Here is a 22652-nt window from a genome sequence, read left to right as displayed (position 1 = left end):
TCATATTATCGTTTTTATTCACATATTTCCGACACTATGACCTCGATTACTAATGCCCAACTAGGCTGGAACGATGCGGGTACGCCTGTTTCAGATCAGTTTGATGATGTCTACTTTTCTAACGTCAATGGCCTTGAAGAAACCCGCTATGTGTTTCTACACCAAAATCATCTCCCGCAAAGATGGCAAACGTATGACCAACGCCGTTTCGTTATTGCTGAAACTGGCTTTGGTACTGGGTTGAATTTCCTAGCTGCATGGCAATGGTTCGATCAATTTAAGCAGCAACATCCAGATGCGCCACTAAAAGAGCTCCATTTCGTGAGCTTCGAGAAGTATCCGCTCAGTCAGCAAGATCTGGTTAAAGCGCATCAATCTTGGCCAGAGCTGGCTGAATATGCGCAAAAATTGCAAAAGCACTACCCTATTGCTGTTCCTGAATGTCACCGCATTGTGCTTGAAGATGGTGCCATCACGTTGGACCTGTGGTTTGGCGATATTAAAGACTGCATGCCTAAAGTACCGGTGACTGAACAAGGTCTTGTTGATGCTTGGTTCCTAGATGGTTTTGCACCGAGTAAGAACCCTGAGATGTGGAATCAGGACCTCTTCAATGGTATGGCCAAACTCGCCAAGCAAGATTGTACCTGTGCGACTTTCACTGCGGCGGGTTTTGTGCGTAGAGGCCTAATTGAAGCTGGCTTTGAAATGAAGAAGGTCAAAGGCTTTGGTACCAAGCGAGATATGATTGCTGGCAGCCTGACACAGCGCCAAGCGGAGACTAATTTTAAACCTTGGTTTGCTCGCACACCTTCTAGTCAATCAGAGTCTATTGCCATCATTGGTGGCGGTATAGCTAGCGCAACATTAGCGAAAACTCTGCTGAGACGCGGAAAGAAAGTCGCATTGTATTGCCAAGATGTTCAACCAGCTCAAGGCGCTTCTGGCAATCGCCAGGGTGCTGTTTATCCACTACTTAATGGTGACCACTCTGGGGTATCTCGCGTTTTCGCTCCGGCTTTCCTTTTTGCCAGACAATTTGTCGAGCAAGCGGCCGAGAAGATCAAGTTTGGTCATAGTTGGTGCGGCGTTACCCAATTAATGTGGGATGACAAATCAACGGACAAACTTGAGCGAATGCTGAACGGCAACTTTGACAAACAGTTGATTCACCGTTTAGACCAAGCACAAACCGAAGCGACAATTGGTTTGCCGATTGACATGGCGAGTATTCACTACCCGCTTGGCGGTTGGTTATGTCCTGCCGAGCTGACTCAAGGTTTAGTCGCCGAACTAGAGAAAAGCGAACAATTCGAGACGTTTTTTGCTACCAAAATTGAGGCTTTAACTTGGAACGAAAATTCACAGAGTTGGACTCTCAAATCTGGTGATAACAGCTTCACTCACTCAAGTGTTGTAATTGCCAATGGCCATCAGTTTGACCAACTAGAACAGTCGGCGAACATCCCTCTAGGTCAGGTGAAAGGACAAGTCAGCCATATTCCAACCACAGATGATTTGCAGCAGCTTAAAACCGTGTTGTGCTATGACGGCTACATGACTCCGGTTAACCCGAATAATGGTCACCACTGTATTGGTGCCAGCTATGACCGAACTCATCTTGATTACGAGTTTGACCCTGCCGCTCAGCAAGATAATGGTGACAAACTGCGTAAGTGTGTTCCAAACCCAAGCTGGCCGAACCAGGTTGATACTTCAGGGAATCTTTCTCGTCAGGGGATTCGCTGCGTAAGCCGAGACCATTTACCTTTTGTTGGTAACATCGGGCAGTTTGAGCTGATAAAAGAGCGCTACGCTAACTTGCAAGGGGTAAAGGAAAAAGACGCAGAGAAGGTAGCTCAGTATCCGAATCTATTTTGCCTATTAGGGCTTGGCTCTCGCGGTTTAAGCTCTGCGCCTTTATTAGCAGAAACTCTTGCCTCTCAGATCTGTGGCGATCCTCTGCCTTTGCCAATCGATGTGTTAGAGCAGCTTCATCCAAGCCGTATGTGGGTTCGAAAATTACGCAAAGGTAAAGCGATTACCGAACTCTAGCTACCCAGAAAATAAAACGCCGTCACCCTCACGCAGAGAGTGGCGGCGTTTTGGTATCTGCTTGTGTCCTAAACTAGATTAGCGACCGCTTGCTTTACTTGCTCAGCAATTTCCTGATTGCGGAACTGACCTGTTTCTAAATCGAAGTTGTCATAAAAGCTTGGTACGGAAACAGAAGCCTTCACCTCTGCGCCGAAGTAAGGTGCTGAGCCAGTTGCAGCAGCAAGAACCGTTTGCGCGCCACCAGGACCCGGAGAGGTTGCTAAATACACGACTGGTTTTTCTTGGAACACATTGCGCTCAATACGCGTCGACCAATCAAAGAGATTTTTGTATGCCGCAGGGTAAGATCCGTTATGCTCAGCAAAAGAAACAACAATTGCATCGGCTTGAGCTAAATCGGCTAAGAATGCTTTCGCCCCCTCTGCCTGACCAATTTCTTTTTCTGTATCTTCACTAAACATAGGGACTTGGTAGTCATTTAAATCGAGAATCGTTACTTCTGCACCCTCAATAAGATTGGCTGCATATGTCGCTAAAGTCTTGTTGATGGATGTTGAACTGGTTGATGCTCCAAAGGCTAAAATTTTCATAATCTGATTTCCTATTCGTTCCTCGATATGTGCTTAGAAGAATATCACTGAACAGAAAAGCAACAACCATAAATAATTTAAGGGGTTGTTCGAAAAATTCGAACAACCCCTTATTTAAGATAATTTAGTGCGCTTCTGATTACGCGTTGTTGACTAGCTCAACCCATAGGTCATTGACAATTGTGCGGTCAGCAGGCGTCAGTTCCGAGCGCGCGTCATCTAAGCTGGCTTGGATTCGCTCTTTTAACGTTTCTACATCGTTAATGCCTTCTTCTTCACATGCTGCTGCTGACAAAGAAATATGACCACGTAGATAGCCACCAGCAAATAACTCATCATCCGATGCCGATGAAATACGTGCATCAATTAGCTCTAGCAGCTGTTCTTCAAATTCAATAATCATTTTGCGTTAACGCCTAATCAGTTTGCTTCTCAAAAAGAATGCCAAGCTTCTCACATTGAGAATTCCAACGCAAACCCTAGTCATAGCAAGGCTTAGACGCATGGCACGCCCTGTGCACTTCCTCAAATATTCACCTAAGTTCAGCGAGGAAGAACCAATGAAAATAAAACCTACCGCTCTTCAAATAGCTATGGTCACTGTCGCTTTAACTGGCTCATCAATGGTTATGGCAGAAACGCCTTTTTCTGAGTGTCCAACACAAGCTTTCTTAATTCAAAACCCAACCGGTACGCCAGTCGCTTACGGCGTGAACATCGATGTCGGTAGCTACATCACTTTAGATTCGAACTTAGGTTTAGATAAACTCAACGGCGTTGGATACAGCAAGCACGATGACTTTATCTATGGTTGGGACTACGGTGTCGCCTCACTTTCTCGCATTGACTCAACGTTTACCAAAACCCTACTCAATATTTCAAAGCCTGCAGGGGCTCCAACGTCCATTTATGTCGGTGACGTATCACTCGATGAAAACGCTTGGTATGGCTACCGACCAAACTACGGCTTATATCGAATAAATTTAGATAGCTTGGTTATGGAGCTCTCTTCTCCACCAAGTCAATTTGGTAACCCTTCCATCTATGATTTGGCTTTCCACCCTGATAACAGCCTCGCTTACTCTATCGATGCCAATGGTTATCTGTGGCAGATAGATGTCAGCGCAGGTACCTCAACCCGACTAAACCAATTACTCGACAAAAATGTACTTGGCTATCGCCTAACCTTTGGCGCCGTCTACTTTGACGTCGATGGTAACTTCTATGCCAGTAACAACAGTAATGGCTATGTGTTTAAAGTCTCGATCAATGGAACCAGCTCAACTGCCGAGTTCTTTGCTTATGGTCCATCAAGTAATTCGAATGACGGTGCTCGATGTGCTTTAGCACCTGTCGAGCCTAGTGAATACACCGACTTTGGTGATGCGCCAGATTCTTACAAAACAACCTTCGCTTCATCAGGTGCTAGGCACGGTATGTCTGATCTTAAGCTCGGTACTTTAGTTGACGGTGAAACCGATGCTAGCCCTTACCCTATGAGTGATGATACTTCTGACGGCAGCAATGACGATGACGGAATTCAGTTCCCTGTCCCCATTCAAGTTGGACAAACCAGTAAAATAATTGCAACCGTCTCTGGTGCAACGGAGAACTCAGTGCTCAACGCTTGGATAGACTTTGATCGTGATGGCGAATTTGAGTCTGGTGAGATTATCATCACAGACCAGTCAGTGGATGCCAACACAGGTGACATCTTCTTCTCAGTACCAACGTGGGCGGTTGCAGGAGAAACTTGGGCACGCTTCCGAGTTTCGAATACCTCTGGTATAGGCCCTAGCGGCGGCGTGCCTGCAGGCGAAGTAGAAGATTACCTCGTAGATATTACGGAAAGTGGTGTGGTTACAGAAGTGTATCCAAGTGGTGGGGGCTTCACTACCTTTGCCTACGAAGATCAATACCCACTTGTCGGTGACTACGACATGAATGACGTTTTAATGAACGTTAAATTCACCGAATACCAGCTCAACAATCAGGTCATACGTATGAAAATCGAGGGCAAAGTGGCTGCATTAGGCGGTGACTACCACTCGGGTTTTGCCATTCGTTTGCCAGGCATCGCTCGTGAAGATATAAAGTCTGATTCTGTTCAGCTCTATGTGAACAATACACTTCAATCTGGCAGCTTAGAAAGTGATACCACAGATGCCGTGTTTATTATTCATCAAGATCTTTGGGATATCACCGAACCGGGCGAAGCGGAAGGCTGTACCATGTTCCGGACCCAAGAAAATTGTGGTACCAGTTACCGCCCGACATGGAGCTTAACCTTCTCATTAGAAAATGCGGTTAATACCGACACAATGCCAAACTTCCCTTACGACCCATTTATCTTCGCCTCTCCTGGTCATTATTACGGTGACGTCGGATATCAGCTAAGTGGGGGCTATCCTGGGCGAGCACTTGAAATCCATCTTAAAAATCAAGCTCCTACCAGTAAGTTTGACTCGCGATATAAGGCGAATGGCGTAGACGCTTCTAATGGCGACACTCATTACCACAATGCCAATGGTCTGCCTTGGGCAATTGAGATTCCGAACACATGGCAGCATCCGCTTGAACAACAAAACATCTTACAAGCCTATTCAAAGTTTGCTGACTTTGCTCAAGATGCGACCGGATTGACCGAACCGACTTGGTACACCATTCCAAACAACAGTAAAATTTATGTCGACTAAGGGAGAGAATATTATGTGGAATTCAAATACAACAATGTTACTTGGACTCGCTTTAATCCTCCCTATCTACGGTTGTGGAGGAGGAGGTGGTGGTGATGGAAGCGCTTCAGGGTCAACGGGTTCTTCATCTCCTGCGGGCAGCAGTACGCCAGTCTCTCTCAGCACACTGCAAATTGATCCTTCCAATAACCTGACTTCTGTTTACAAAGTGGATGTCGATGTGAGCCTGCCTCACTTAGCCTCGTCACAAGTTTACATCTCCATTTGCGACAACGCAGGCGGTAATCTAGAGTCGGTGGATTACAACAAGTGCTTGGTTAAGGCAGCGCTACAATCTGGCACGGGTAGCTACCAGCTTCAGGTCCCAAATCACTGTGAATCGCTCATTGCTGTTGTGTCTGTAATGGAACCCAATACAGCGCCGCTTGTGTATACCCTCAATCATAACAATCAGCCACAAACTCAGTGGCTTATCCAATAGTCAAGACTAGATCCTGTTGACCTAAAAAAGCCGCATAATGCGGCTTTTTTTCATTTCACGGCAAACATCGAGTAGTTTAGCTCTGGAACTTGATAATAAGCTCTTAATGCATCTGACAGCATCTTGACCCGCAGTGGGATTCCTTGCTCGAAGATCTTTCCGACTTCGCTGTGCACTTTCGCCATAAAGGCTAAGCGGTCAGGTTCAAAATCACCATTGAGGTTGTCGCAACTGACTGTAAATGGAAACCCAGCACTTTGAGAAAGAATCCACTCGTAAGCCTGTGGGCGAATCTCTACCTTTTCAAACTCAGCCTGTACTTGTTCAGTGCGACCATCTGGCTCATACCAGTAGCCAAAATCTTCCAATAATCGACGCTTAGGCCCTGCAACACACCAATGAGCAATTTCGTGCATTCCTGACGCATAGAAACCACGAGCAAAAATAATCCGATGATGCGGTATTTTTTCATCTGCTGGCAGATAAATTGGCTCGTCACCACCTAGCTCAAGTTTGGTGTTATAGTCAGCCAAAAATGTGTCATTAAAAATACGGATTAAGTCTTGGTAGTCGTGGTTCATAGCTCAGTGGTTAGCGTTTTTATACAGCGGCAAGCATTTTCGCATTTTTAATGGTAATTGCAAATCCACAACTTATATAGTGATATTAGAAATAGTTATCTGAAAAGTAATTTCACACCAACAAAATCTCATTCGTCACAGATCACATTTCCTACTACACTCACGCCTTAATTTTATGTGATCAGCCTAACTTTTTGGCCATTTATTGAGAATTCACCATGCTGCTAAGTGTTTTATATATTATCGGTATTACTGCGGAAGCAATGACGGGTGCTTTGAGTGCAGGCAGACGCAAAATGGATTGGTTTGGTGTCATGCTTGTTGCCAGTGCAACGGCAATTGGTGGCGGTACAGTTCGCGACATTCTACTGGGTCACTACCCACTTGGTTGGGTTAAAAATCCAGAGTTTCTTGCCATTACCTGTGTGGCAGGCGTACTGACTACAGGTTTAGCAAAGTGGGTCCTTAAACTAAAAGGCTTATTCATTCGATTAGATGCCTTGGGTCTTATTGTATTTAGTATTATCGGTACCAAAGTTGCGATAGGAATGGGTCACCATGCGCTGATTTGTATGGTCTCAGCATTAGTTACCGGTGTCTTCGGTGGCTTATTGCGAGATTTAATCTGTCGTCAAACACCGTTGGTACTGCATGAAGAACTGTATGCCTCGGTAGCACTTATCGCATCGGGAATGTACCTACTTCAGCTAGAGTTTGGTGTTAATGATGTGACAGCAACGATTTCGACTCTGATAGTCGGTTACTTGCTGCGTATGGCAGCGGTTCGCTTCAAGTGGAGACTGCCGTCATTCCATCTCGAAACCGAAGGTTCACTGCACTAATCTCGCATTCGCCCTGTTTTACAGGGCGTTTTTATATCGACTCATCTCTTTACCCACCGCTTACATAGCCACGAACTTTCAAATTGCCGTACACAAGTGGTTAGTTATCAGTAAGTTAATCCTGTGACCTTTTGCACAATCCTAGCGAGCCATTTATCTTACCCTTATCGCCAACAAGGAAAGTTCAGGCATTGGTCCAACCAAGATCTTTCCTTTTTACTCCTACTACAATTAATAAGCAAAAGGTCTAACAATGAAAAATAGACTAGGTCTTACTCTCTCTGTACTTACACTCTCCCTATCCGGATGTAGCTCTTTGTCCACACCGGACGCGTCTCAACAGTTGTCTGCTTTGCTAGATGAATATGGCTCCGAATATAAGTCACTGGACAGCTCGCAATTTGGCATTGTTAACGATCAAATGGCCAACGCGAAACAAACGCTTGATAGGCTCTACCTGAGTAAACTACTCGAAATTGACCGTAGTGCTTTATCGAATGAAGAGAAGGTTTACTACGACACATTTCGCTTCGATCGAACCACTGCAATCCGTGGCGCTAGCTTTGCCAATGCTCGCTTTGGCAACCTAGATGTACCCGTTACCCACTTCTATAACTACATTCAATGGAACGCCGAAGAAGCAGGCGCTGCGATCGATACCGATGACGATGAATCGAAAACATATCACGATCAACTCGAAACGCTTCAAGAGTACACGTCTTGGGTAAACAACCTACGCAGCCAATACAAGCAAGGCCAGCTAGAAGGCATACAGTTGCCTGCAATTCTTGCTGAAAGGCTTTACCAAAGCAGCGTCGATGCAATTAGCTATGATGATTTCTCTATCCTCAAAGTCGGTTTGAAAGATCTCAAGACTCAATCTCAATACAGCCCTAAATTTGTCCACCAGTACGAAAAAGAAGTGGGTAAAGCGCAGCTCGCGACGCAAAAGCTACTCGCTTACCTTCACGGTCAGTACACCAAAGCCGCGCGGGGCGATGGACAGCTTACTGATACAAACATCGGTTGGGGAGACTTACCCAACGGACAAAGCTGGTATCAGTGGCATTTAGATAGAAACAGTACCACTGGAAAATCCGCTGCAGAATTACATCGATTAGGAGAACAACTGGTAGAAGATGCCAAAGCTGAAATGATTCGGGTTGCGGAGCTTGTCGTTAAGAAACGGGGCACAATCGTCGAAGCTGACTATCGGAACCCAATCACAGGTAAAGTTGAAAAACACACCTTTGAGCTTGCCAATGATTCAGGAAAAATTAGTCTTGATGAGTTTTTTAAATACCTCAATAGCGAACAATTTTTCTATGGGCGAGATGGACATTCGATTGGTAACAAGCAGTACAGTGAAGTATGCAGCCAAGCTTCAACTCCCACGGCGTGTGAAAGCGCATTAACGGATTACTACCTGTTCAAAGTCAACGCCAATGATGTCGTACAAGGTTATTTCAAACCGATTAAAACCGACTACTCGATTGAGCCAACCGCGGCAGAAGACGAGCTATACGCTGGTGTCGCCTCCTATGATGACAATGTCTTCACCCTTAACACGAACCCGGATTACAGTTTGCAGAAATGGAATGTTTCCACGCTATTGCTTCATGAAGCCGCGCCAGGGCACCATTTCCAAAATGCTTATGCGCTTGAATACCCACCAGCAAACAAACCCGCCTATATGGAGGATGTTTGGTACACCGCTTACGGCGAAGGTTGGGCACTTTACACCGAATGGCTAGGATTAGAAATGGGCATCTACGGTGAGTTGGATAACCATGGCAAACCGAGCTTTAGCAACGGGACAGGAATGTGTACCACTAACGCCGATTACAGCCAACTACAAGGAGGTATCTATAAGGATGAACAAGAGTGTAACGCCCTTCAATACTTTGGCAGCTTAAATGAAGCACAGTTGCGTAATATGCGCTTAGCTATTGATACAGGCATTCACAGCCAAGGATGGAGCATTCAACAAGCGCGTGACTATATGAAAGCTAACTCGGCGCTTGGGGACGGAGATATCGAATCGGAAAGCTTCCGCTATGCTGCCTATGTAGGCCAAGCTGTTTCTTACAAATCAGGTTACTTGGTGATCAAAGAAATGCTGGCTAAAGCACAAAGTGAGCTAGGTGATCAATTCAGCTATGCCGAGTTTCATGATCAGCTACTGCGCTATGGGCAGCAACCTATGGAGGTGGTACGCGAAAACATCAACAATTGGATAGCGTCAAAAAAATAGAGATAGAAAATGGGCTTGGTATTACCAAGCCCATGCTATTTAGTTAATCGCTTCTATTATTGCGATGTCTCTCTCAAGAGCCTGTTTTTCATAATCTGAAGCTGAGGCAAATTTGTTTTGACGCATTTTCACCGCTTCTTTCGCTGCTTGGTCATTGGCAAACTTAAGCCCTTTGACATTGATTGAAGCAATGTTGGTGTATCTACCATCTTCACTACTTGGTACAGAGATCTTACCTTTATTAATAAGAGTTTTAACCACTTCTCGTTCTTTGTTGTAACTATCATCCATACCCACTAGCTGCCAACGCTTTTGCGGCTTGCTTTGGTAGTGGCCTTTCTTCTGTTCGGTCAAATAGCGGATGGTTAAGTTGCGAATCGTACCTTGTTCTTCACCATACACCGCTTTCGAATCAGACAACACTTTAAAGTCACGACCTTCAAGCACTCCACCTTGCTTAGTCAAATGGCCCATACGATAGCTATTCATACCTAGGCGAATCGCCGTATCATCTTTAACAAGGGTTCCATCTGCGAACTTAAGATCTGTGATTCGTCGACCTTTCGGTTGGGTTAAATCGATCTTATAGGTGACACCTGCAAAAAAGTCGTTCGTCGAGTATTTTGATGCGCGACGTTCTGGGTCAAAGCTGTAAGTCACATCACCGGGCTTCACCGAATTAAAGTACCCTGCTGACCACTCCATGTAAGTTTTAAGGTCTTTACCCGTCATCTCATAAACGGTAATTTCGCCACCTGCATACTGATAGTTGTAGGCGATGTCTTTAGCCTTAATTGTCCCAACATTAAGCTGCGCTTTATCGTTGTCAATTTGTAGAGCAATCACATTTGCTTTCGGTGAGTAATAGAAGCTCGCTTCTTGGTACAAGGCACTTATCCCCGTATCTTGCACGTGAACCTGCGGAATTCCGCGAATTTCATTTTCAGGGACTAGGTCAACACCTTTTAGCTCAGCGATTGGACGGTTAGCCATCTCTCTTAAGCGCTTGTGGTATGGCTGATACAACTCTTCCATTTTTTCGTCCGAGACAATGCCATCGATCTTATAAGTAAAGCTGTCTTTGTTGACTAAGGTGTATTGTCCATCGCGTTCTTCAAATTGAAGATCGACACGCGAAAGTGCACGTCCATACTTATCTGGCTCTGTAACAATAACGCCATTGACGACAACCTTATCAATGCGTGTATGCATATGGCCTGCGACAATAGCATCTAGCTCTGGGTTGATATTGGCAATATCTGTCACACCCGTATCAGCAATGTCATTTTCATTATCAATCCCCATGTGCGCAACGAGCACTAGCGCATCAACTTGATCATCCAGCTTTTTAATGATCTTTTTCACTTCGAGGCTAGGGTTAGTAAATGTCATACCATCTAAACGGTTAGTACCTTTGGCAAACACTTCCGTCATTGGAGTATCCATGCCAATCACACCAATTTTTATGCCGCCACGCTCGATAATTGTGTAGCCTGGTAGGAATCGGTTACCGTCTGGGCGCTTAATGTTGCCAGCTAAACTTTGACCTTTAAACTGCTTAAGAGAACGATTGAGCACACTGACGCCAAAATCAAATTCATGGTTACCCAAGACCCAAACGTCATAATCCATCTCATTGAAGCCAAGCATCATAGGATCAATCGGTTCATCTTTGAATGTCTCGACAAAGTTACCTTGAATCGTATCGCCTGCATCAACCAAGATGACATTAGACTCTTGCTGACGAATGTCCTTAACTTTTGTCGCAATTTGGCTAAGGCTTCCACGCATGTTGAGTTTATCCGCGGCGTAATCCCATGGCATAAAATGACCATGAATATCAGATGTACCTAAGATGGTAACCTGATGAATGTCTCCATCAGCGGCGAATGTAGGAAAAGAGAGGAAAAAAGGGATTGCACAAGATAACAGCTTCTTGTTCATTTTTTATTCACCTAGTTGTTAATAAACCAGGCGGATACTAGTATAAAGACGGACATATATGTGTGATCTCTGTCATCACAACAGATAACTTGACCTTACTATTACAAATAAAATTGTGACATAAATCACAGTCAGACTTTAGCATTTAGCCAACCAATAGATAGCCCTCACATTTATTGACACACATACTAAACGGCCTCCATAAATGGAGGCCGTTTTCAAATCTTTGGTTGATTAAATCTTTGGTGTTTCTGTCATCACACCTTGATTTTGACCGCGATGACGAAGCAAATGATCCAATACCACAATCGCTAACATGGCTTCAGCAATAGGTACTGCGCGAATACCCACACATGGGTCATGACGACCTTTAGTGATCAGTTGCGTTGGCTCACCCTGTTTAGTGATGGTTTCACCTGGCACAGTAATACTTGAAGTCGGCTTTAGCGCAATATTCGCCACGATATCTTGACCCGTAGAAATACCGCCTAAGATGCCACCAGCGTGGTTGCTGGCAAAACCGTCTGGAGTTAGCTCATCTCTGTGCTCGCTGCCCTTTTGGTTTACAACATCGAATCCGTCACCAATCTCGACACCTTTCACCGCATTGATGCTCATTAGTGCATGGGCAATGTCTGCATCTAAACGGTCAAATACTGGCTCACCAAGACCAACAGGAACATTGGTCGCAACCACTTGAAGCTTGGCACCAATAGAGTCACCTTGCTTTTTCAGATCACGAATAAGTTGATCAAATGCGTCTACCTTGTCAGCATCTGGGCAGAAGAATGCATTGTTTTCAATCTCGTCCCAATCCACTTTCTCAATTGAAACATCACCCATTTGAGAAAGATAAGCACGGATTTCAACGCCAAATTCTTGCTGAAGGTATTTCTTAGCAATTGACCCTGCTGCAACACGCATTGCCGTTTCACGTGCAGAAGAACGACCACCACCTCGGTAATCACGCACTCCATACTTTTGATGGTAGGTGTAATCCGCGTGGCCCGGACGGAATTTGTCTTTAATTTCTGAATAGTCTTTCGAGCGTTGATCGGTATTTTCAATCAACAGACCAATTGAAGTACCCGTTGTTTTACCTTCAAATACGCCAGATAGAATCTTTACTTCATCCGGTTCGCGGCGTTGAGTGGTATAACGAGAAGTGCCTGGGCGACGGCGATCCAAATCAACTTGAATATCCGCTTCAGTGATTTCTAAACCCGGAGGACATCCGTCGACGATACATCCTAGTGCGATACCGTGACTTTCCCCGAACGTGGTGACTCGGAAATGTTGTCCGATACTGTTTCCTGCCATTACTTCCTCAATCTTATGTGCCCGTAAAGTGGGCTTTACACTTCAATTCTTCGTAAATTCATAGTCGCTTTATTACGGTTTGATGTAAACCCCTAAAAAGGATCTATTTTGCTTTTTAACCCGCAATAAAAAACGCCAAGCATAATCTGCTTGGCGTTTTGTTAAAATCATCAAATAGAACAACTAATCTTTGTAGATAGAAAACTCTGCTGCGTGTTCTAACATCTGTTCACGAGTAAGCATAAACACACCGTGACCGCCGTTTTCGAACTCTATCCATGTAAATGGAATATGTGGGTATTGCTCCATCATATGCACCATAGAGTTGCCTACCTCACAGATAAGAATGCCGTTGTCGGTGAGGTAATCTGGCGCGTTCGCTAAAATGCGACGTACAAGCTTCAGACCATCTGTACCCGCCGCCAAGCCTAGCTCTGGCTCATGAGTGAACTCGTCTGGTAGGCTATTCATGTCTTCTTCATCCACATAAGGTGGGTTAGACACAATTAGGTTGTACTTCTCTTTAGGCAGATCACGGAATAGGTCAGAACGGATTGGGAAAACTTGTTGCTCCATACCATGATCTTGAACGTTCTGCTCAGCAACTTGTAAAGCATCGGTTGAAATATCAATCGCATCCACTTCCGCTTCAGGGAAAGCGTGCGCACAAGCAATAGCAATACAACCACTGCCGGTACAAAGATCCATAATGCGTGTTGGTTCTTCAACTAACCAAGGCTGGAACTCAGCTTGAATCATCTCACCAATCGGAGAACGTGGCACTAATACACGCTCATCAACAAAGAATTCTAACCCGCAGAACCAAGCGCGGTTGGTTAGGTAAGCCGTTGGAGTGCGTTCGTTAATGCGCTTTACTACACGCTCAACAATACGCATACGCTCGCTAGTTGTAAGACGAGAATTCAGTACATGCGGAGGCACATCAATTGGCAAGTACAGTGTTGGTAGAATCAGCTGTACCGCTTCATCCCAAGCGTTATCAGTGCCATGACCGTAAAAAAGGTTCGCAGCGTTGAAACGACTGACAGTCCAACGAATCATATCTTGAAGCGTGTGAAGTTCTGAAACCGCTTCTTCTACAAAAATCTTATCCAAAATTGCCTCCGAAAAGCGCTACAATACTGCTAATTGCATTTATATATTTACTAATTAGTCCCATGAGCAAAAAAGACACCGATATGGATGACGACTTCGCCCTTTTTAGGGATGCAGTACAAGGCGTAAAAAAGTTGTCACAGGATACCATAGTCCAGCAGCCAAAAAAAAATACTAAGCAAAAAGAAATTACTCGAACAGCCCGTGAAGCAAGCGATACAGAGTTTTACTTCTCAGATGAGTTTGTTCCGCTTCTCAATGAAGATGGTCCAACACGTTATGCGCGTGATGATGTTTCCCAGTACGAAGTAAAACGCCTGCGCCGTGGTGTGTATGTACCCGATGTGTTTTTGGATATGCACGGCATGACGCAGCAAGAAGCAAAACGCGAACTTGGTGCGATGATCGCCTATTGCATCAAGAATGAAATCTCTTGTGCTTGTGTGCAGCATGGCATCGGTAAACATATCCTTAAGCAAAAAGCCCCACTATGGCTTGCTCAGCACCCTGACGTGATGGCTTTCCACCAAGCACCGTTAGAATTTGGCGGCGATGGCGCACTGTTGGTGTTGCTTTCAATTCCGGAGAAATAACGAGATACGAGATACGAGATACGAGATACGAGATACGAGATACGAGATACGAGATACGAGATACGAGATACGAGATACGAGATAATTGTATCTCTTTGAGAACAACTCACGTCAACGACTTCTGATAGACTACTAGCATACCCATCTCGCAGGGCGAAGCCCGATCTCGATTCTCGTAGCGTAGCATTCTCAAAGGCGTAGCCCGTTCCTATTTCCTATACTCCGGTGGAATCGGCAGCTCTGACGCTTTGAGGTTCGGTCTTTGACCGCCGCGTTTGCGGTATTGTTTCAACTGGAATACGTAGGCAAGGATCTGCGCGACAGCGGTAAATAACCCGTCAGGGATCTCTTGCTCTAATTCTGTTGAATGATACAGCGCACGGGCTAATGGCGGAGCGGGAACAACATAGATATCGTGCTCGCGAGCAATCTCACGAATTTTAAGTGCCATATGGTCAGTTCCTTTCGCCACCACAATTGGAGCACGATCAGTGTCTTGCTTATAGCGCAACGCAACGGAAAAGTGCTCTGGGTTGGTTACGATAACATCGGCTTGTGGCACTTCAGACATCATTCTGCGCTGCGCAGCCTCTCGTTGTAGCTGGCGAATACGGCCCTTGACTTCCGGTTTACCTTCGGTCTCTTTGTATTCGTCTTTGACTTCTTGCTTTGTCATTTTTAGTTGATTGGCGTGTTGCCAAATCTGAAATGGAATATCAATTGCCGCGACAATTAACAAGGTACAGCTAATCAGCAAGATGAAGTCGAGCAATATATCCAGCGAGTGAAAAATGTTCTGCGGATAAACGTCCAAGCTCAATTGAAATAGGTCTTCCTTGGCAGCACTGATCAAATAGAACGCCATGCCAGACACCAAAGCTACTTTGAGGATGGACTTAATCAGCTCAACCCAGCTTTGCAAACCGACCATACGCTTTAAGCCGCTTAACGGATTCATCTTCGACCATTTAGGCATTGCGGCTTCCGCAGAAAAGCTAACTCCGCCAACCCCGGCAGCCCCTATCAAAGCCGCTAGAAATAGAGTGACTAGAATAAGCAACAAAGGTAGGAGCAAACTACCTAATGAGCCCAAAGCAATATCAAACAGCTTAACTTGGTCAAAAATCTCTTCTCGTGAAAGAGTAAACATCCTGCCCATAGAACCAAATAGCGCGCGTGCAAGCCCCTCCCCAAACCACATGAGGGAGATGGCTCCTACGACCAATACAGATACCGACGCTAACTCTTTTGACCTTGCAACCTGCCCTTTTTCACGAGCCTGCTGCAAGCGTCTGGGCGTGGCGTCTTCTGTGCGTTCTTGACCGTCTGACTCTGCCATTCAGCCTCCTAGGGTCTGTTGACCTTTTGCGGTTAAATTTTGTTCGAGATAAAAGCGTTTTAATCGCGGCGAGAGGTTTGCCGCCTAGTCATTCTAAGCAAAACTCCTCTCAACAAAGAGTAAAACGCTTTTAGCCGAACCCTTCGGGCAGCGTTTGTGGCTCCCTTCTGCTGCGTTATCGGCTTATCAGGTAGAGCAACTACAATTCAAAGCCTCTGCCTTGCAGAAAGAACCCACAAACTGCTGCATAAATCAGCTCAAAAGGTCAACAGACCCTAGCAGTTCAGCCTGATGAACGAGCAAACTTGCTGTTCACCCTGTAACCAGATTAGCTCATAGTGGTTGAAGAGCCCGGCAATAATGTACCAACACAGTAACAAACCGACCATAAGCGCAAAAGCAAAGCCTAATGAGAAAATGTTCAACTGCGGCGCAGCACGCGTCATAACACCAAACGACAAGTTGATCGTTAGTAGTGCGATAATGCCTGATAGCGACATACTCAACGCCGCTTTAAACATAATGCCTAACCACAAGGCTAACTCTCTAAAATCGACCGTGGTTAGTGAGCCAGTGCCAATTGGCAGTGACTTGAAGCTCATAACGACCAACATGATCATCTTTAAATGGCCATCGGTTGCTAAGAAGAACATGGTCGCTAGAAACATAAATAGCTGACCAAGTAAGGGGGTGTTCTGGCCGTTGGCAGGGTCAACCATTGACGCAAAACCTAAGCTCGACTGCATACCTAAGATCTGACCGAGGATAACGAAAATCTGGATCATAAATTGGGTCACGGTGCCCATCGCAACACCGATAATAATCTGCTCTAGCAAGGTCATGAAACCGGCAAAAGAGAGCAGTTCAATATTATCCGGCACCGCCGGGATCGCAGGCATAACCGCAAAGGTAATCGCTAACCCCAAATAAAGACGAACACGAGTAGAAACAAAACGAGCGCCCGTTACCGACATCACCATTAGCATGGCTGCAATTCGGGTATAAGGCCAAAAATAGTTGGCTATCCAGTCTAAAACAACGCTCGTTGGGTATTCCATAACGCTACCTAGTAGAGAACCTGAGGCAGTCGCTCAATCATGCTAAAGAAAAACTCCATCAGCATTTGGGTCATCCAGTGAGCAAACAACATCAGCGCGAGTAGCGTAACAATCAAACGGGGTAAGAAACTTAAGGTTTGTTCGTTGATCGAGGTCGCCGCTTGGAAAATAGCAACCACTAAACCAATCAGCAGACTGGGAATAATGATCGCACACACCATGATGAGTACCATCCAAAGTGCTTCACGAAACAGCTCAACGAACATTTCAGGAGTCATACTCTTTCTCCCGTCACAAGGCGAAACTGCCGGCCAAGGTCGACAAAATTAGGTTCCAGCCATCTACTAAGACAAACAACATCAATTTAAATGGAAGTGATACGATCATAGGAGAAAGCATCATCATACCCATCGCCATCAATACCGATGCCACCACCAAGTCGATAATCAAAAAGGGCAAAAACAGCATAAAGCCTATCTGGAAAGCCGTTTTAAGCTCTGAAGTAATAAAGGCAGGGATTAACACCGCCATCGAAACATCTTCCGGATTTGTTGCCGTCGAACCTGAAATATTGACGAAGGTTTCTAAGTCTTTGACACGCGTTTGCTTGAGCATAAAGTCTTTCATTGGCACTTGAGCCACATCAAATGCCTCGCGAGCAGTTATCTGCTCATTGATGTATGGCTGAATCGCGTCATCGTTAATTTTGTTTAGCACTGGCGACATGATGAAAAAGGTGAGGAAGATAGCAATACCAATAATGACTTGGTTGGATGGCGTTTGTTGCAAACCCATCGCCTGGCGGAGGATAGACATAACAACGACAATTCGCGTGAATGATGTCATCAAAATAACCATGGCTGGCAAGAAACCAAGCATGGTCATCAACGCGAGAATTTGTAGGTTGATGGAGTAGTCTTCACCACCGTCAGCATTGGTGGTCATAGTAAAGGCTGGAATGCCCCCCCCTGTCGTCGTGCCTGCGGCTATCGTGCGTGACGCCCCTTGCTCCTTTTCCATCGCAGTGACTGTCACTGAATCAGATGGAGCAACATTAGCAGGCACAGGAGTTTCTAGCTCCTGCTGGGCAAGAGTGAGCGTAGAAAACAGTGTCAGAACAAACGCTAAGACAATCAGTGTTAGGTTATTAGCTTTAATCATTCTTCTTTAATAGCTGAGTCAGTTGATTGGAAAAAGGACTCGTAGCCATCTCCTCCTGAGACAAAGGTTTCTCCAGTTTCGAGATTAACTGTATCGACTGCGCGGTGACACCAACCAAAAACTGCTCCTCTCCAGCTTGAACAATCACGATACGCTCTTTATGACCAACCGCAATTTGTCGCACAACACTTAAGCCTTTATGATTAACGAGTGCAGGAACTCGCATACGCTTGAGTAACCACGCCAAAAATAAAATAAAGACTATAACGAATAAGAGCGACCCAAAGGTGGTCGCCCAATCTAACTGACTACCTGGCGCAGTCGAGGTAGCCATGGCAGAAGGAGAAAGCAGTAGAAACGAGTAAAGTAAGCACTCGTTAACCTTTAAAGACATACTTATCCTTACACTATCGAAGTTTCTTAATACGCTCAGTTTGACTAATAACGTCTGTAAGACGGATACCAAACTTATCGTTAACAACAACCACTTCTCCGTGAGCAATCAAGGTACCGTTAACTAATACATCCAGTGACTCACCCGCTAAACGCTCTAATTCAACAACAGAGCCTTGGTTTAGCTGCAGCAAGTTACGGATACTGATCTGCGAACGGCCAACTTCCATCGAGATAGTGACCGGAATGTCTAAGATAGTATCTAGCTTACGGCGCTCATCTTCTGAGATTGGTGACGAAGTATCTTGTAGTTCGTCGAGCTGAGCGTTCATTACCTCATCGACGTCTACCTCAGGTGCATCTGGATCTTCTCCTAATGCCGCCGCCCATTCGTCCGCCAGTTTTTGGTCGTCACTCGGTTCCATATTTGTTACCTATTCACTCTCTTAATCTTCGATTTCGCCTTCGTCTTCTTCTAATTCAGAAATGACGTCTTTACCTAAGAAGGCGATATCCGTTTTAACCACATCTGGTCGTTTAATTTCTTCTGAAACTTGAATGGCTAGCTTGTCCCCAGAGCGCCCCATCTTGACACGATAGGTTGGTAACTCTTCGACAAACATCACCGCATGCTCAGGCATATCAACTGGGATGATATCTCCAGGTTGAAGCTCCATAAGGTCTCGTAGCGAGATGTCTTGTTCTAGCAAGTCTACGCGGAAGTTAACCGGAACATCCATAATCTCTTCACGCAGAGCTGTGCTCCAACGAACATCAGTTTCCATCTTGTCTGATTGAACACCCGCATCTAACAGTTCGCGAATCGGTTCAACCATGGAATACGGCATCACCACGTGGAAGTCACCGCCTCCGCCATCCACTTCAATATGGAAGGAGCTCACGACAATCACTTCCGTCGGGCTGACGATGTTCGCCATGCTCGGGTTCACTTCAGAATCAAGATACTCAAACTCAACCCCCATTACTGGCGACCAAGCTTCTTTATAGTCTTCGAAGACTATTTTCAGCAGCAATTGAACAATTCGACGCTCGGTTGGCGTAAATTCACGACCTTCGATACGAGCATGGAAACGACCATCGCCACCAAAAAAGTTCTCTACCAAGATAAACACCAAACGTGCTTCCATGGTGATCAGCGCGGTGCCCTTGAGCGGCCTGAAGCGAACCATGTTCAAACTAGTCGGTACATACAACGTATTTTGGTATTCACCAAACTTCATCATCTGTACGCCATTAATAGAGACTTCAGCCGTTTTTCGTAGCATGTTGAACAAGCTGATTCGCATATGGCGGGCGAAACGTTCATTGATCAACTCTAGCGTTGGCATTCGACCACGAACAATGCGGTCTTGTGATGAGAAGTCGAAGTCTACCGCACTGGCATCCGAGGCAACTTCTTCCTCTTCGGCCTCATCAACGTCATCTACACCGTGTAAGAGAGCATCAATCTCATCTTGGCTTAATAGATCAGTCACTCGTCACCTATTGCATTACAAAGTCAGTAAACAGCACACGTTCAATCACAGGCTGCCCTACTGCTCTATTCAAACTGGCTTTAATGTCATCAGTCGCTTTATCGCGTAGTTCAACTCGACCATTCACCGTACGTAACTGGTCTACAGTGGCAGAAGCAAACGTACTTAATAGCGAACTTTCAATCAGTGGAGAATGGTAACGGGCAAGGTTCTCGTTCTCACTACCACGCACCATGAGCTGAACTTTAATCTGAACTAGGCGATCTTTCTTATCACCCGTAACATTAAACAGAAATGGTTGAGGAATATTGACGTAAGCCACTGGGTCTGTTGGCGCAGCAATTTCTTGTTGCATTGCTTCTTGTCCCTCTGTTGGCTCATCTGAGCCCATTAAGAAGAAAGCAGCTCCGCCACCACCTGCAAGCAAAACGACTACTGCAATAATGATGATAAGTAGTTTACTTTTTCCTTTGGGTGCTTCCGTTTCGAGTTCTTCGTCTGCCATAACTTAACGTTCTCTATTCTTTTGTTTTTAACAGTTTAAGCGTAATAACTAATTCCATCACGCTTTGCTGCGACATTCAAATCAAGATTGATGTCTGGTTCAAGGTTTTCTTCTCCTGAGAAGCCCTGATTGCTGTTACCTTGACCATTATTTCCTTGTCCATTGTCGGCGTAGCGTCTTTGCTGCTGACCGGACGCTTGTTGCTGAACAGAACTGTCTCCTAATTGTACACCCTGTTGAGCAAGCATTTCGCGTAATCTCGGCATTGATTGTTCAATCACATCGCGGGCTTGTTGGTTGGCAACCGTAAAGTGCACCGTCGCGGCATCACCATTCATATGCATACGTATCTGCATTCGACCAAGCTCTGGTGGGTCGAGACGAATATCGATGTTTTTCAGGTTCTTCGACATCATCATCTGCACGCGCTCAGCAACTTGCTCTCCAGCAAGCTCTCGATTTAATTGCAATGGCGCTTGAGCGGCTTGTTCAGCTCTAACCTGACCTAAAGCCCCCGGGCCTTGCTGGCCTGAAGCCTGCGCCAATTGCTGAGCGAAACCTGTATTGGATTCAGCGCCTTGCTGGGCCCCATCTTTGCTGGCCGCCATTTGCCCAAGCGTACCCGCCGCTTTTGCCCCCATAACCGCTTTAAGAAAGGCTTGGTCTTGAACCATAGCTGCATTTGGTGACGCTGCCATTTGCTGTATTTGAGCCGCGGCTAAGTCAGTCGGCATGGTTGGGACAACAGTTTGCTGCTGCGCAGAATGTGCAAGCTGTGCTTGAGATTGCTGGTTAACAATGGCTTGATGTACCGACTGAGCGACTGGCGCTTGCTGAGCCTTAGGCATAGCGTCCGTTTTAATGGCGACGTCTTCTTTCGCTTGGCCTTCTGCCGAAGCAGCCCAAGGGATAGCGCCAGCGGCTACTGCCGCGGCTGCGATACTAGGATCAATGTCTTTTTCAGTTTGATTATCGCCTGCCGCTGCTAATGATTGCACTCCGCTCGGAGCCTGCACCGCGACAGTGCTGGCGGCATCAGGCGCTTTTTCGGCACTAGACGCTGCAGCTACCGCTGCTCCCCCCAATACCGTAGCTCCTGCGGCCAAGGCGGCCCCTTCAACAACAGCTGAGTCCGAAGCTTCTGATTGTTCTAAATCGGAATTCGCCTGCACTTTTGTTTCACTACTCGCAACATGTTCAGCGTGTAAGTGTTCACTATCAACTTGGGGTTTAATTGGTTGGTCTGCAGCTTTAACAACGTCATCTTGATTAAGTACCGTTGCCCCTGTCACCGAAGTCGGTACCTTTTCGCTTGGCTGTTGTTGATCTAACTTACCGTTTTTCTGCTCTGAAGGTTGTTGGACAAAGCGCTCTGCAGACGCTGGAACCTCAACCTCTTCACCCTCGGCAGATTTTACGACAACGGTCTCATGCTGCTGCGACGTCATCGCTTTCTTGGTTTCAGGATCAGTATTCTGTGCCTTTGGACTTAAGTTAGTCGGCTGAACTTGATCATCATCGACATTATTGCTCACCGCTTTAGCAGCGCCCAGTGCCGCCTCTTCATTGCCTTGCGCAGCTTTGTCGGTAACAACCTGCTGAGTAGAATCATCTTGTGGCAACGGTTTGCCGTCTTTTGGTTGAAGAGCCTTATTTGAGTGATCAAGTCTCTGCAAGACTTCATCATTGTCTGAAACGATTTTTTCCGCGGATTGGGAACTGGCTTGAGCGACTTCCTTATCGGAAACTACTGACTTTGCAGTCTCGCTGACCTCACCTTCAGCCGAAGACTTCTCTGACTTGATAGACGGGCTCTCTTCCGAATCCAAAAGCTCATCAGCACTTTGGCTCTCGGTTGCTGCGACCTTGACACTTTTAACTTCAGCATCACTCTCTACGCTCGCCTCTTCACCTTCTGCGCTCGTTGTCGCTTGGCTCTTGTCAACTTTGCCCTCTGACTCACCTTCCCCCTTAATGAGTGCAGCAAGTTTGGAGAAAAAACCACCTGACTCTGAAGATTCAGAGGTCGCGTCACCACCTTCTGTTGTGGCGTTAGTCACTTTAGGACTTTCAGATACCGACGATAGATTGATATTCATACCAGGTTCACTCTTAATTGCTCAGCGCCAGTCAGACTCTAGGCGGCAAGGTGCCAATAGGATTGCGTTAATTTAAAGATTTACTGCAAGAAGCACGCCATATAAAGCAGCACATTGACGTTCAGC

Annotated in this window: 21 protein-coding genes; 6 read left to right on the top strand and 15 right to left on the bottom strand. The window is 45.8% G+C overall.

The window, feature by feature from the left end; genetic code table 11:
* Positions 1-36 precede the first annotated feature (36 nt).
* The gene (gene mnmC, locus AC6R00_RS05315; RefSeq protein WP_500639571.1) at positions 37-2055 is read left to right on the top strand and encodes a bifunctional tRNA (5-methylaminomethyl-2-thiouridine)(34)-methyltransferase MnmC2/FAD-dependent 5-carboxymethylaminomethyl-2-thiouridine(34) oxidoreductase MnmC1; all 2019 of its coding nucleotides are present in this window, start codon (positions 37-39) and stop codon (positions 2053-2055) included.
* 68 nt (positions 2056-2123) lie between these two features.
* On the opposite strand, the gene AC6R00_RS05310 is transcribed toward mnmC, so the two are convergent.
* Both AC6R00_RS05310 and AC6R00_RS05305 read right to left on the bottom strand, forming a co-directional pair.
* A complete protein-coding gene (locus AC6R00_RS05310; protein ID WP_500639570.1) occupies positions 2124-2648 on the bottom strand; it encodes an NADPH-dependent FMN reductase in 525 nt (174 codons plus the stop codon).
* A 139-nt stretch (positions 2649-2787) separates the two neighbouring features.
* Positions 2788-3051 carry a YfcL family protein gene (locus AC6R00_RS05305; RefSeq protein ID WP_049846680.1) on the bottom strand — a complete coding sequence of 88 codons (264 nt, stop codon included), beginning with the start codon at positions 3049-3051 and terminating at the stop codon, positions 2788-2790.
* Positions 3052-3208: 157 nt separating this feature from the next.
* Between AC6R00_RS05305 and AC6R00_RS05300 the strand changes: the two genes are divergently transcribed.
* Both AC6R00_RS05300 and AC6R00_RS05295 read left to right on the top strand, forming a co-directional pair.
* The gene (locus AC6R00_RS05300; RefSeq protein WP_500639569.1) at positions 3209-5344 is read left to right on the top strand and encodes an LruC domain-containing protein; all 2136 of its coding nucleotides are present in this window, start codon (positions 3209-3211) and stop codon (positions 5342-5344) included.
* Between the two features lie 13 nt (positions 5345-5357).
* On the top strand, positions 5358-5825 hold the full coding sequence (locus AC6R00_RS05295) for a hypothetical protein (protein ID WP_500639568.1): 468 nt from the start codon (positions 5358-5360) through the stop codon (positions 5823-5825).
* Between the two features lie 50 nt (positions 5826-5875).
* Here the strand turns inward: AC6R00_RS05295 and AC6R00_RS05290 are convergent, their stop codons facing one another.
* The gene (locus AC6R00_RS05290) at positions 5876-6406 is read right to left on the bottom strand and encodes an elongation factor P hydroxylase (protein ID WP_500639567.1); all 531 of its coding nucleotides are present in this window, start codon (positions 6404-6406) and stop codon (positions 5876-5878) included.
* Positions 6407-6624: 218 nt separating this feature from the next.
* On the opposite strand from AC6R00_RS05290, the gene AC6R00_RS05285 reads away from it, so the two are divergent.
* Complete coding sequence (locus AC6R00_RS05285) at positions 6625-7248, top strand: trimeric intracellular cation channel family protein (protein ID WP_500639566.1); 624 nt, start codon at positions 6625-6627, stop codon at positions 7246-7248.
* Positions 7249-7501: 253 nt separating this feature from the next.
* Positions 7502-9502 carry a DUF885 domain-containing protein gene (locus AC6R00_RS05280; protein ID WP_500639565.1) on the top strand — a complete coding sequence of 667 codons (2001 nt, stop codon included), beginning with the start codon at positions 7502-7504 and terminating at the stop codon, positions 9500-9502.
* 39 nt (positions 9503-9541) lie between these two features.
* On the opposite strand, the gene AC6R00_RS05275 is transcribed toward AC6R00_RS05280, so the two are convergent.
* From AC6R00_RS05275 to prmB, 3 genes are all read right to left on the bottom strand, one after another.
* Positions 9542-11446, bottom strand: coding sequence for a bifunctional metallophosphatase/5'-nucleotidase (locus tag AC6R00_RS05275; RefSeq protein WP_500639564.1), 1905 nt, complete (start codon positions 11444-11446; stop codon positions 9542-9544).
* Between the two features lie 234 nt (positions 11447-11680).
* Positions 11681-12766 (bottom strand): chorismate synthase, encoded by a 1086-nt coding sequence (gene aroC, locus AC6R00_RS05270; RefSeq protein ID WP_500639563.1) that lies wholly within the window; start codon positions 12764-12766, stop codon positions 11681-11683.
* 183 nt (positions 12767-12949) lie between these two features.
* Complete coding sequence (gene prmB, locus AC6R00_RS05265; protein WP_054961311.1) at positions 12950-13882, bottom strand: 50S ribosomal protein L3 N(5)-glutamine methyltransferase; 933 nt, start codon at positions 13880-13882, stop codon at positions 12950-12952.
* A 62-nt stretch (positions 13883-13944) separates the two neighbouring features.
* Between prmB and smrB the strand changes: the two genes are divergently transcribed.
* Positions 13945-14475, top strand: coding sequence for an endonuclease SmrB (smrB, locus tag AC6R00_RS05260; protein ID WP_038197586.1), 531 nt, complete (start codon positions 13945-13947; stop codon positions 14473-14475).
* A gap of 208 nt (positions 14476-14683) precedes the next feature.
* On the opposite strand, the gene flhB is transcribed toward smrB, so the two are convergent.
* From flhB to AC6R00_RS05215, 9 genes are all read right to left on the bottom strand, one after another.
* A complete protein-coding gene (gene flhB, locus AC6R00_RS05255; RefSeq protein ID WP_500639562.1) occupies positions 14684-15814 on the bottom strand; it encodes a flagellar biosynthesis protein FlhB in 1131 nt (376 codons plus the stop codon).
* A 275-nt stretch (positions 15815-16089) separates the two neighbouring features.
* Positions 16090-16872: a flagellar biosynthetic protein FliR gene (gene fliR / locus AC6R00_RS05250; protein WP_500639561.1), complete on the bottom strand. Its 783-nt coding sequence runs from the start codon at positions 16870-16872 to the stop codon at positions 16090-16092.
* A gap of 8 nt (positions 16873-16880) precedes the next feature.
* Positions 16881-17150, bottom strand: coding sequence for a flagellar biosynthesis protein FliQ (gene fliQ / locus AC6R00_RS05245; protein WP_004744470.1), 270 nt, complete (start codon positions 17148-17150; stop codon positions 16881-16883).
* Positions 17151-17163: 13 nt separating this feature from the next.
* On the bottom strand, positions 17164-18033 hold the full coding sequence (gene fliP, locus AC6R00_RS05240) for a flagellar type III secretion system pore protein FliP (protein WP_500639560.1): 870 nt from the start codon (positions 18031-18033) through the stop codon (positions 17164-17166).
* Positions 18026-18427, bottom strand: a complete 402-nt coding sequence (gene fliO / locus AC6R00_RS05235; RefSeq protein WP_500639559.1) for a flagellar biosynthetic protein FliO — start codon at positions 18425-18427, stop codon at positions 18026-18028. The genes fliP and fliO overlap by 8 nt, the downstream gene beginning before the upstream one ends.
* 13 nt (positions 18428-18440) lie before the next feature.
* Positions 18441-18851: a flagellar motor switch protein FliN gene (gene fliN, locus AC6R00_RS05230; RefSeq protein WP_049846666.1), complete on the bottom strand. Its 411-nt coding sequence runs from the start codon at positions 18849-18851 to the stop codon at positions 18441-18443.
* A 21-nt stretch (positions 18852-18872) separates the two neighbouring features.
* Positions 18873-19922 carry a flagellar motor switch protein FliM gene (fliM, locus tag AC6R00_RS05225; RefSeq protein ID WP_500639558.1) on the bottom strand — a complete coding sequence of 350 codons (1050 nt, stop codon included), beginning with the start codon at positions 19920-19922 and terminating at the stop codon, positions 18873-18875.
* A 7-nt stretch (positions 19923-19929) separates the two neighbouring features.
* The gene (gene fliL / locus AC6R00_RS05220; RefSeq protein ID WP_500639557.1) at positions 19930-20427 is read right to left on the bottom strand and encodes a flagellar basal body-associated protein FliL; all 498 of its coding nucleotides are present in this window, start codon (positions 20425-20427) and stop codon (positions 19930-19932) included.
* A gap of 35 nt (positions 20428-20462) precedes the next feature.
* The gene (locus AC6R00_RS05215; RefSeq protein WP_500639556.1) at positions 20463-22526 is read right to left on the bottom strand and encodes a flagellar hook-length control protein FliK; all 2064 of its coding nucleotides are present in this window, start codon (positions 22524-22526) and stop codon (positions 20463-20465) included.
* Positions 22527-22652 lie beyond the last annotated feature (126 nt).

The organism is Vibrio sp. R10-SF1-ISO8 (assembly GCF_059833805.1).
This window is presented reverse-complemented; position numbering and strand designations above follow the sequence as displayed.

Excerpts from the sequence above, each read along its gene's own strand:
- mnmC (WP_500639571.1), top strand. The coding sequence starts at position 37 with ATGACCTCGATTACTAATGCCCAACTAGGCTGGAACGATGCGGGTACG.
- AC6R00_RS05310 (WP_500639570.1), bottom strand. The coding sequence starts at position 2,648 with ATGAAAATTTTAGCCTTTGGAGCATCAACCAGTTCAACATCCATCAAC.
- AC6R00_RS05305 (WP_049846680.1), bottom strand. The coding sequence starts at position 3,051 with ATGATTATTGAATTTGAAGAACAGCTGCTAGAGCTAATTGATGCACGT.
- AC6R00_RS05300 (WP_500639569.1), top strand. The coding sequence starts at position 3,209 with ATGAAAATAAAACCTACCGCTCTTCAAATAGCTATGGTCACTGTCGCT.
- AC6R00_RS05295 (WP_500639568.1), top strand. The coding sequence starts at position 5,358 with ATGTGGAATTCAAATACAACAATGTTACTTGGACTCGCTTTAATCCTC.
- AC6R00_RS05290 (WP_500639567.1), bottom strand. The coding sequence starts at position 6,406 with ATGAACCACGACTACCAAGACTTAATCCGTATTTTTAATGACACATTT.
- AC6R00_RS05285 (WP_500639566.1), top strand. The coding sequence starts at position 6,625 with ATGCTGCTAAGTGTTTTATATATTATCGGTATTACTGCGGAAGCAATG.
- AC6R00_RS05280 (WP_500639565.1), top strand. The coding sequence starts at position 7,502 with ATGAAAAATAGACTAGGTCTTACTCTCTCTGTACTTACACTCTCCCTA.
- AC6R00_RS05275 (WP_500639564.1), bottom strand. The coding sequence starts at position 11,446 with ATGAACAAGAAGCTGTTATCTTGTGCAATCCCTTTTTTCCTCTCTTTT.
- aroC (WP_500639563.1), bottom strand. The coding sequence starts at position 12,766 with ATGGCAGGAAACAGTATCGGACAACATTTCCGAGTCACCACGTTCGGG.
- smrB (WP_038197586.1), top strand. The coding sequence starts at position 13,945 with ATGAGCAAAAAAGACACCGATATGGATGACGACTTCGCCCTTTTTAGG.
- flhB (WP_500639562.1), bottom strand. The coding sequence starts at position 15,814 with ATGGCAGAGTCAGACGGTCAAGAACGCACAGAAGACGCCACGCCCAGA.
- fliR (WP_500639561.1), bottom strand. The coding sequence starts at position 16,872 with ATGGAATACCCAACGAGCGTTGTTTTAGACTGGATAGCCAACTATTTT.
- fliQ (WP_004744470.1), bottom strand. The coding sequence starts at position 17,150 with ATGACTCCTGAAATGTTCGTTGAGCTGTTTCGTGAAGCACTTTGGATG.
- fliP (WP_500639560.1), bottom strand. The coding sequence starts at position 18,033 with ATGATTAAAGCTAATAACCTAACACTGATTGTCTTAGCGTTTGTTCTG.
- fliO (WP_500639559.1), bottom strand. The coding sequence starts at position 18,427 with ATGTCTTTAAAGGTTAACGAGTGCTTACTTTACTCGTTTCTACTGCTT.
- fliN (WP_049846666.1), bottom strand. The coding sequence starts at position 18,851 with ATGGAACCGAGTGACGACCAAAAACTGGCGGACGAATGGGCGGCGGCA.
- fliL (WP_500639557.1), bottom strand. The coding sequence starts at position 20,427 with ATGGCAGACGAAGAACTCGAAACGGAAGCACCCAAAGGAAAAAGTAAA.
- AC6R00_RS05215 (WP_500639556.1), bottom strand. The coding sequence starts at position 22,526 with ATGAATATCAATCTATCGTCGGTATCTGAAAGTCCTAAAGTGACTAAC.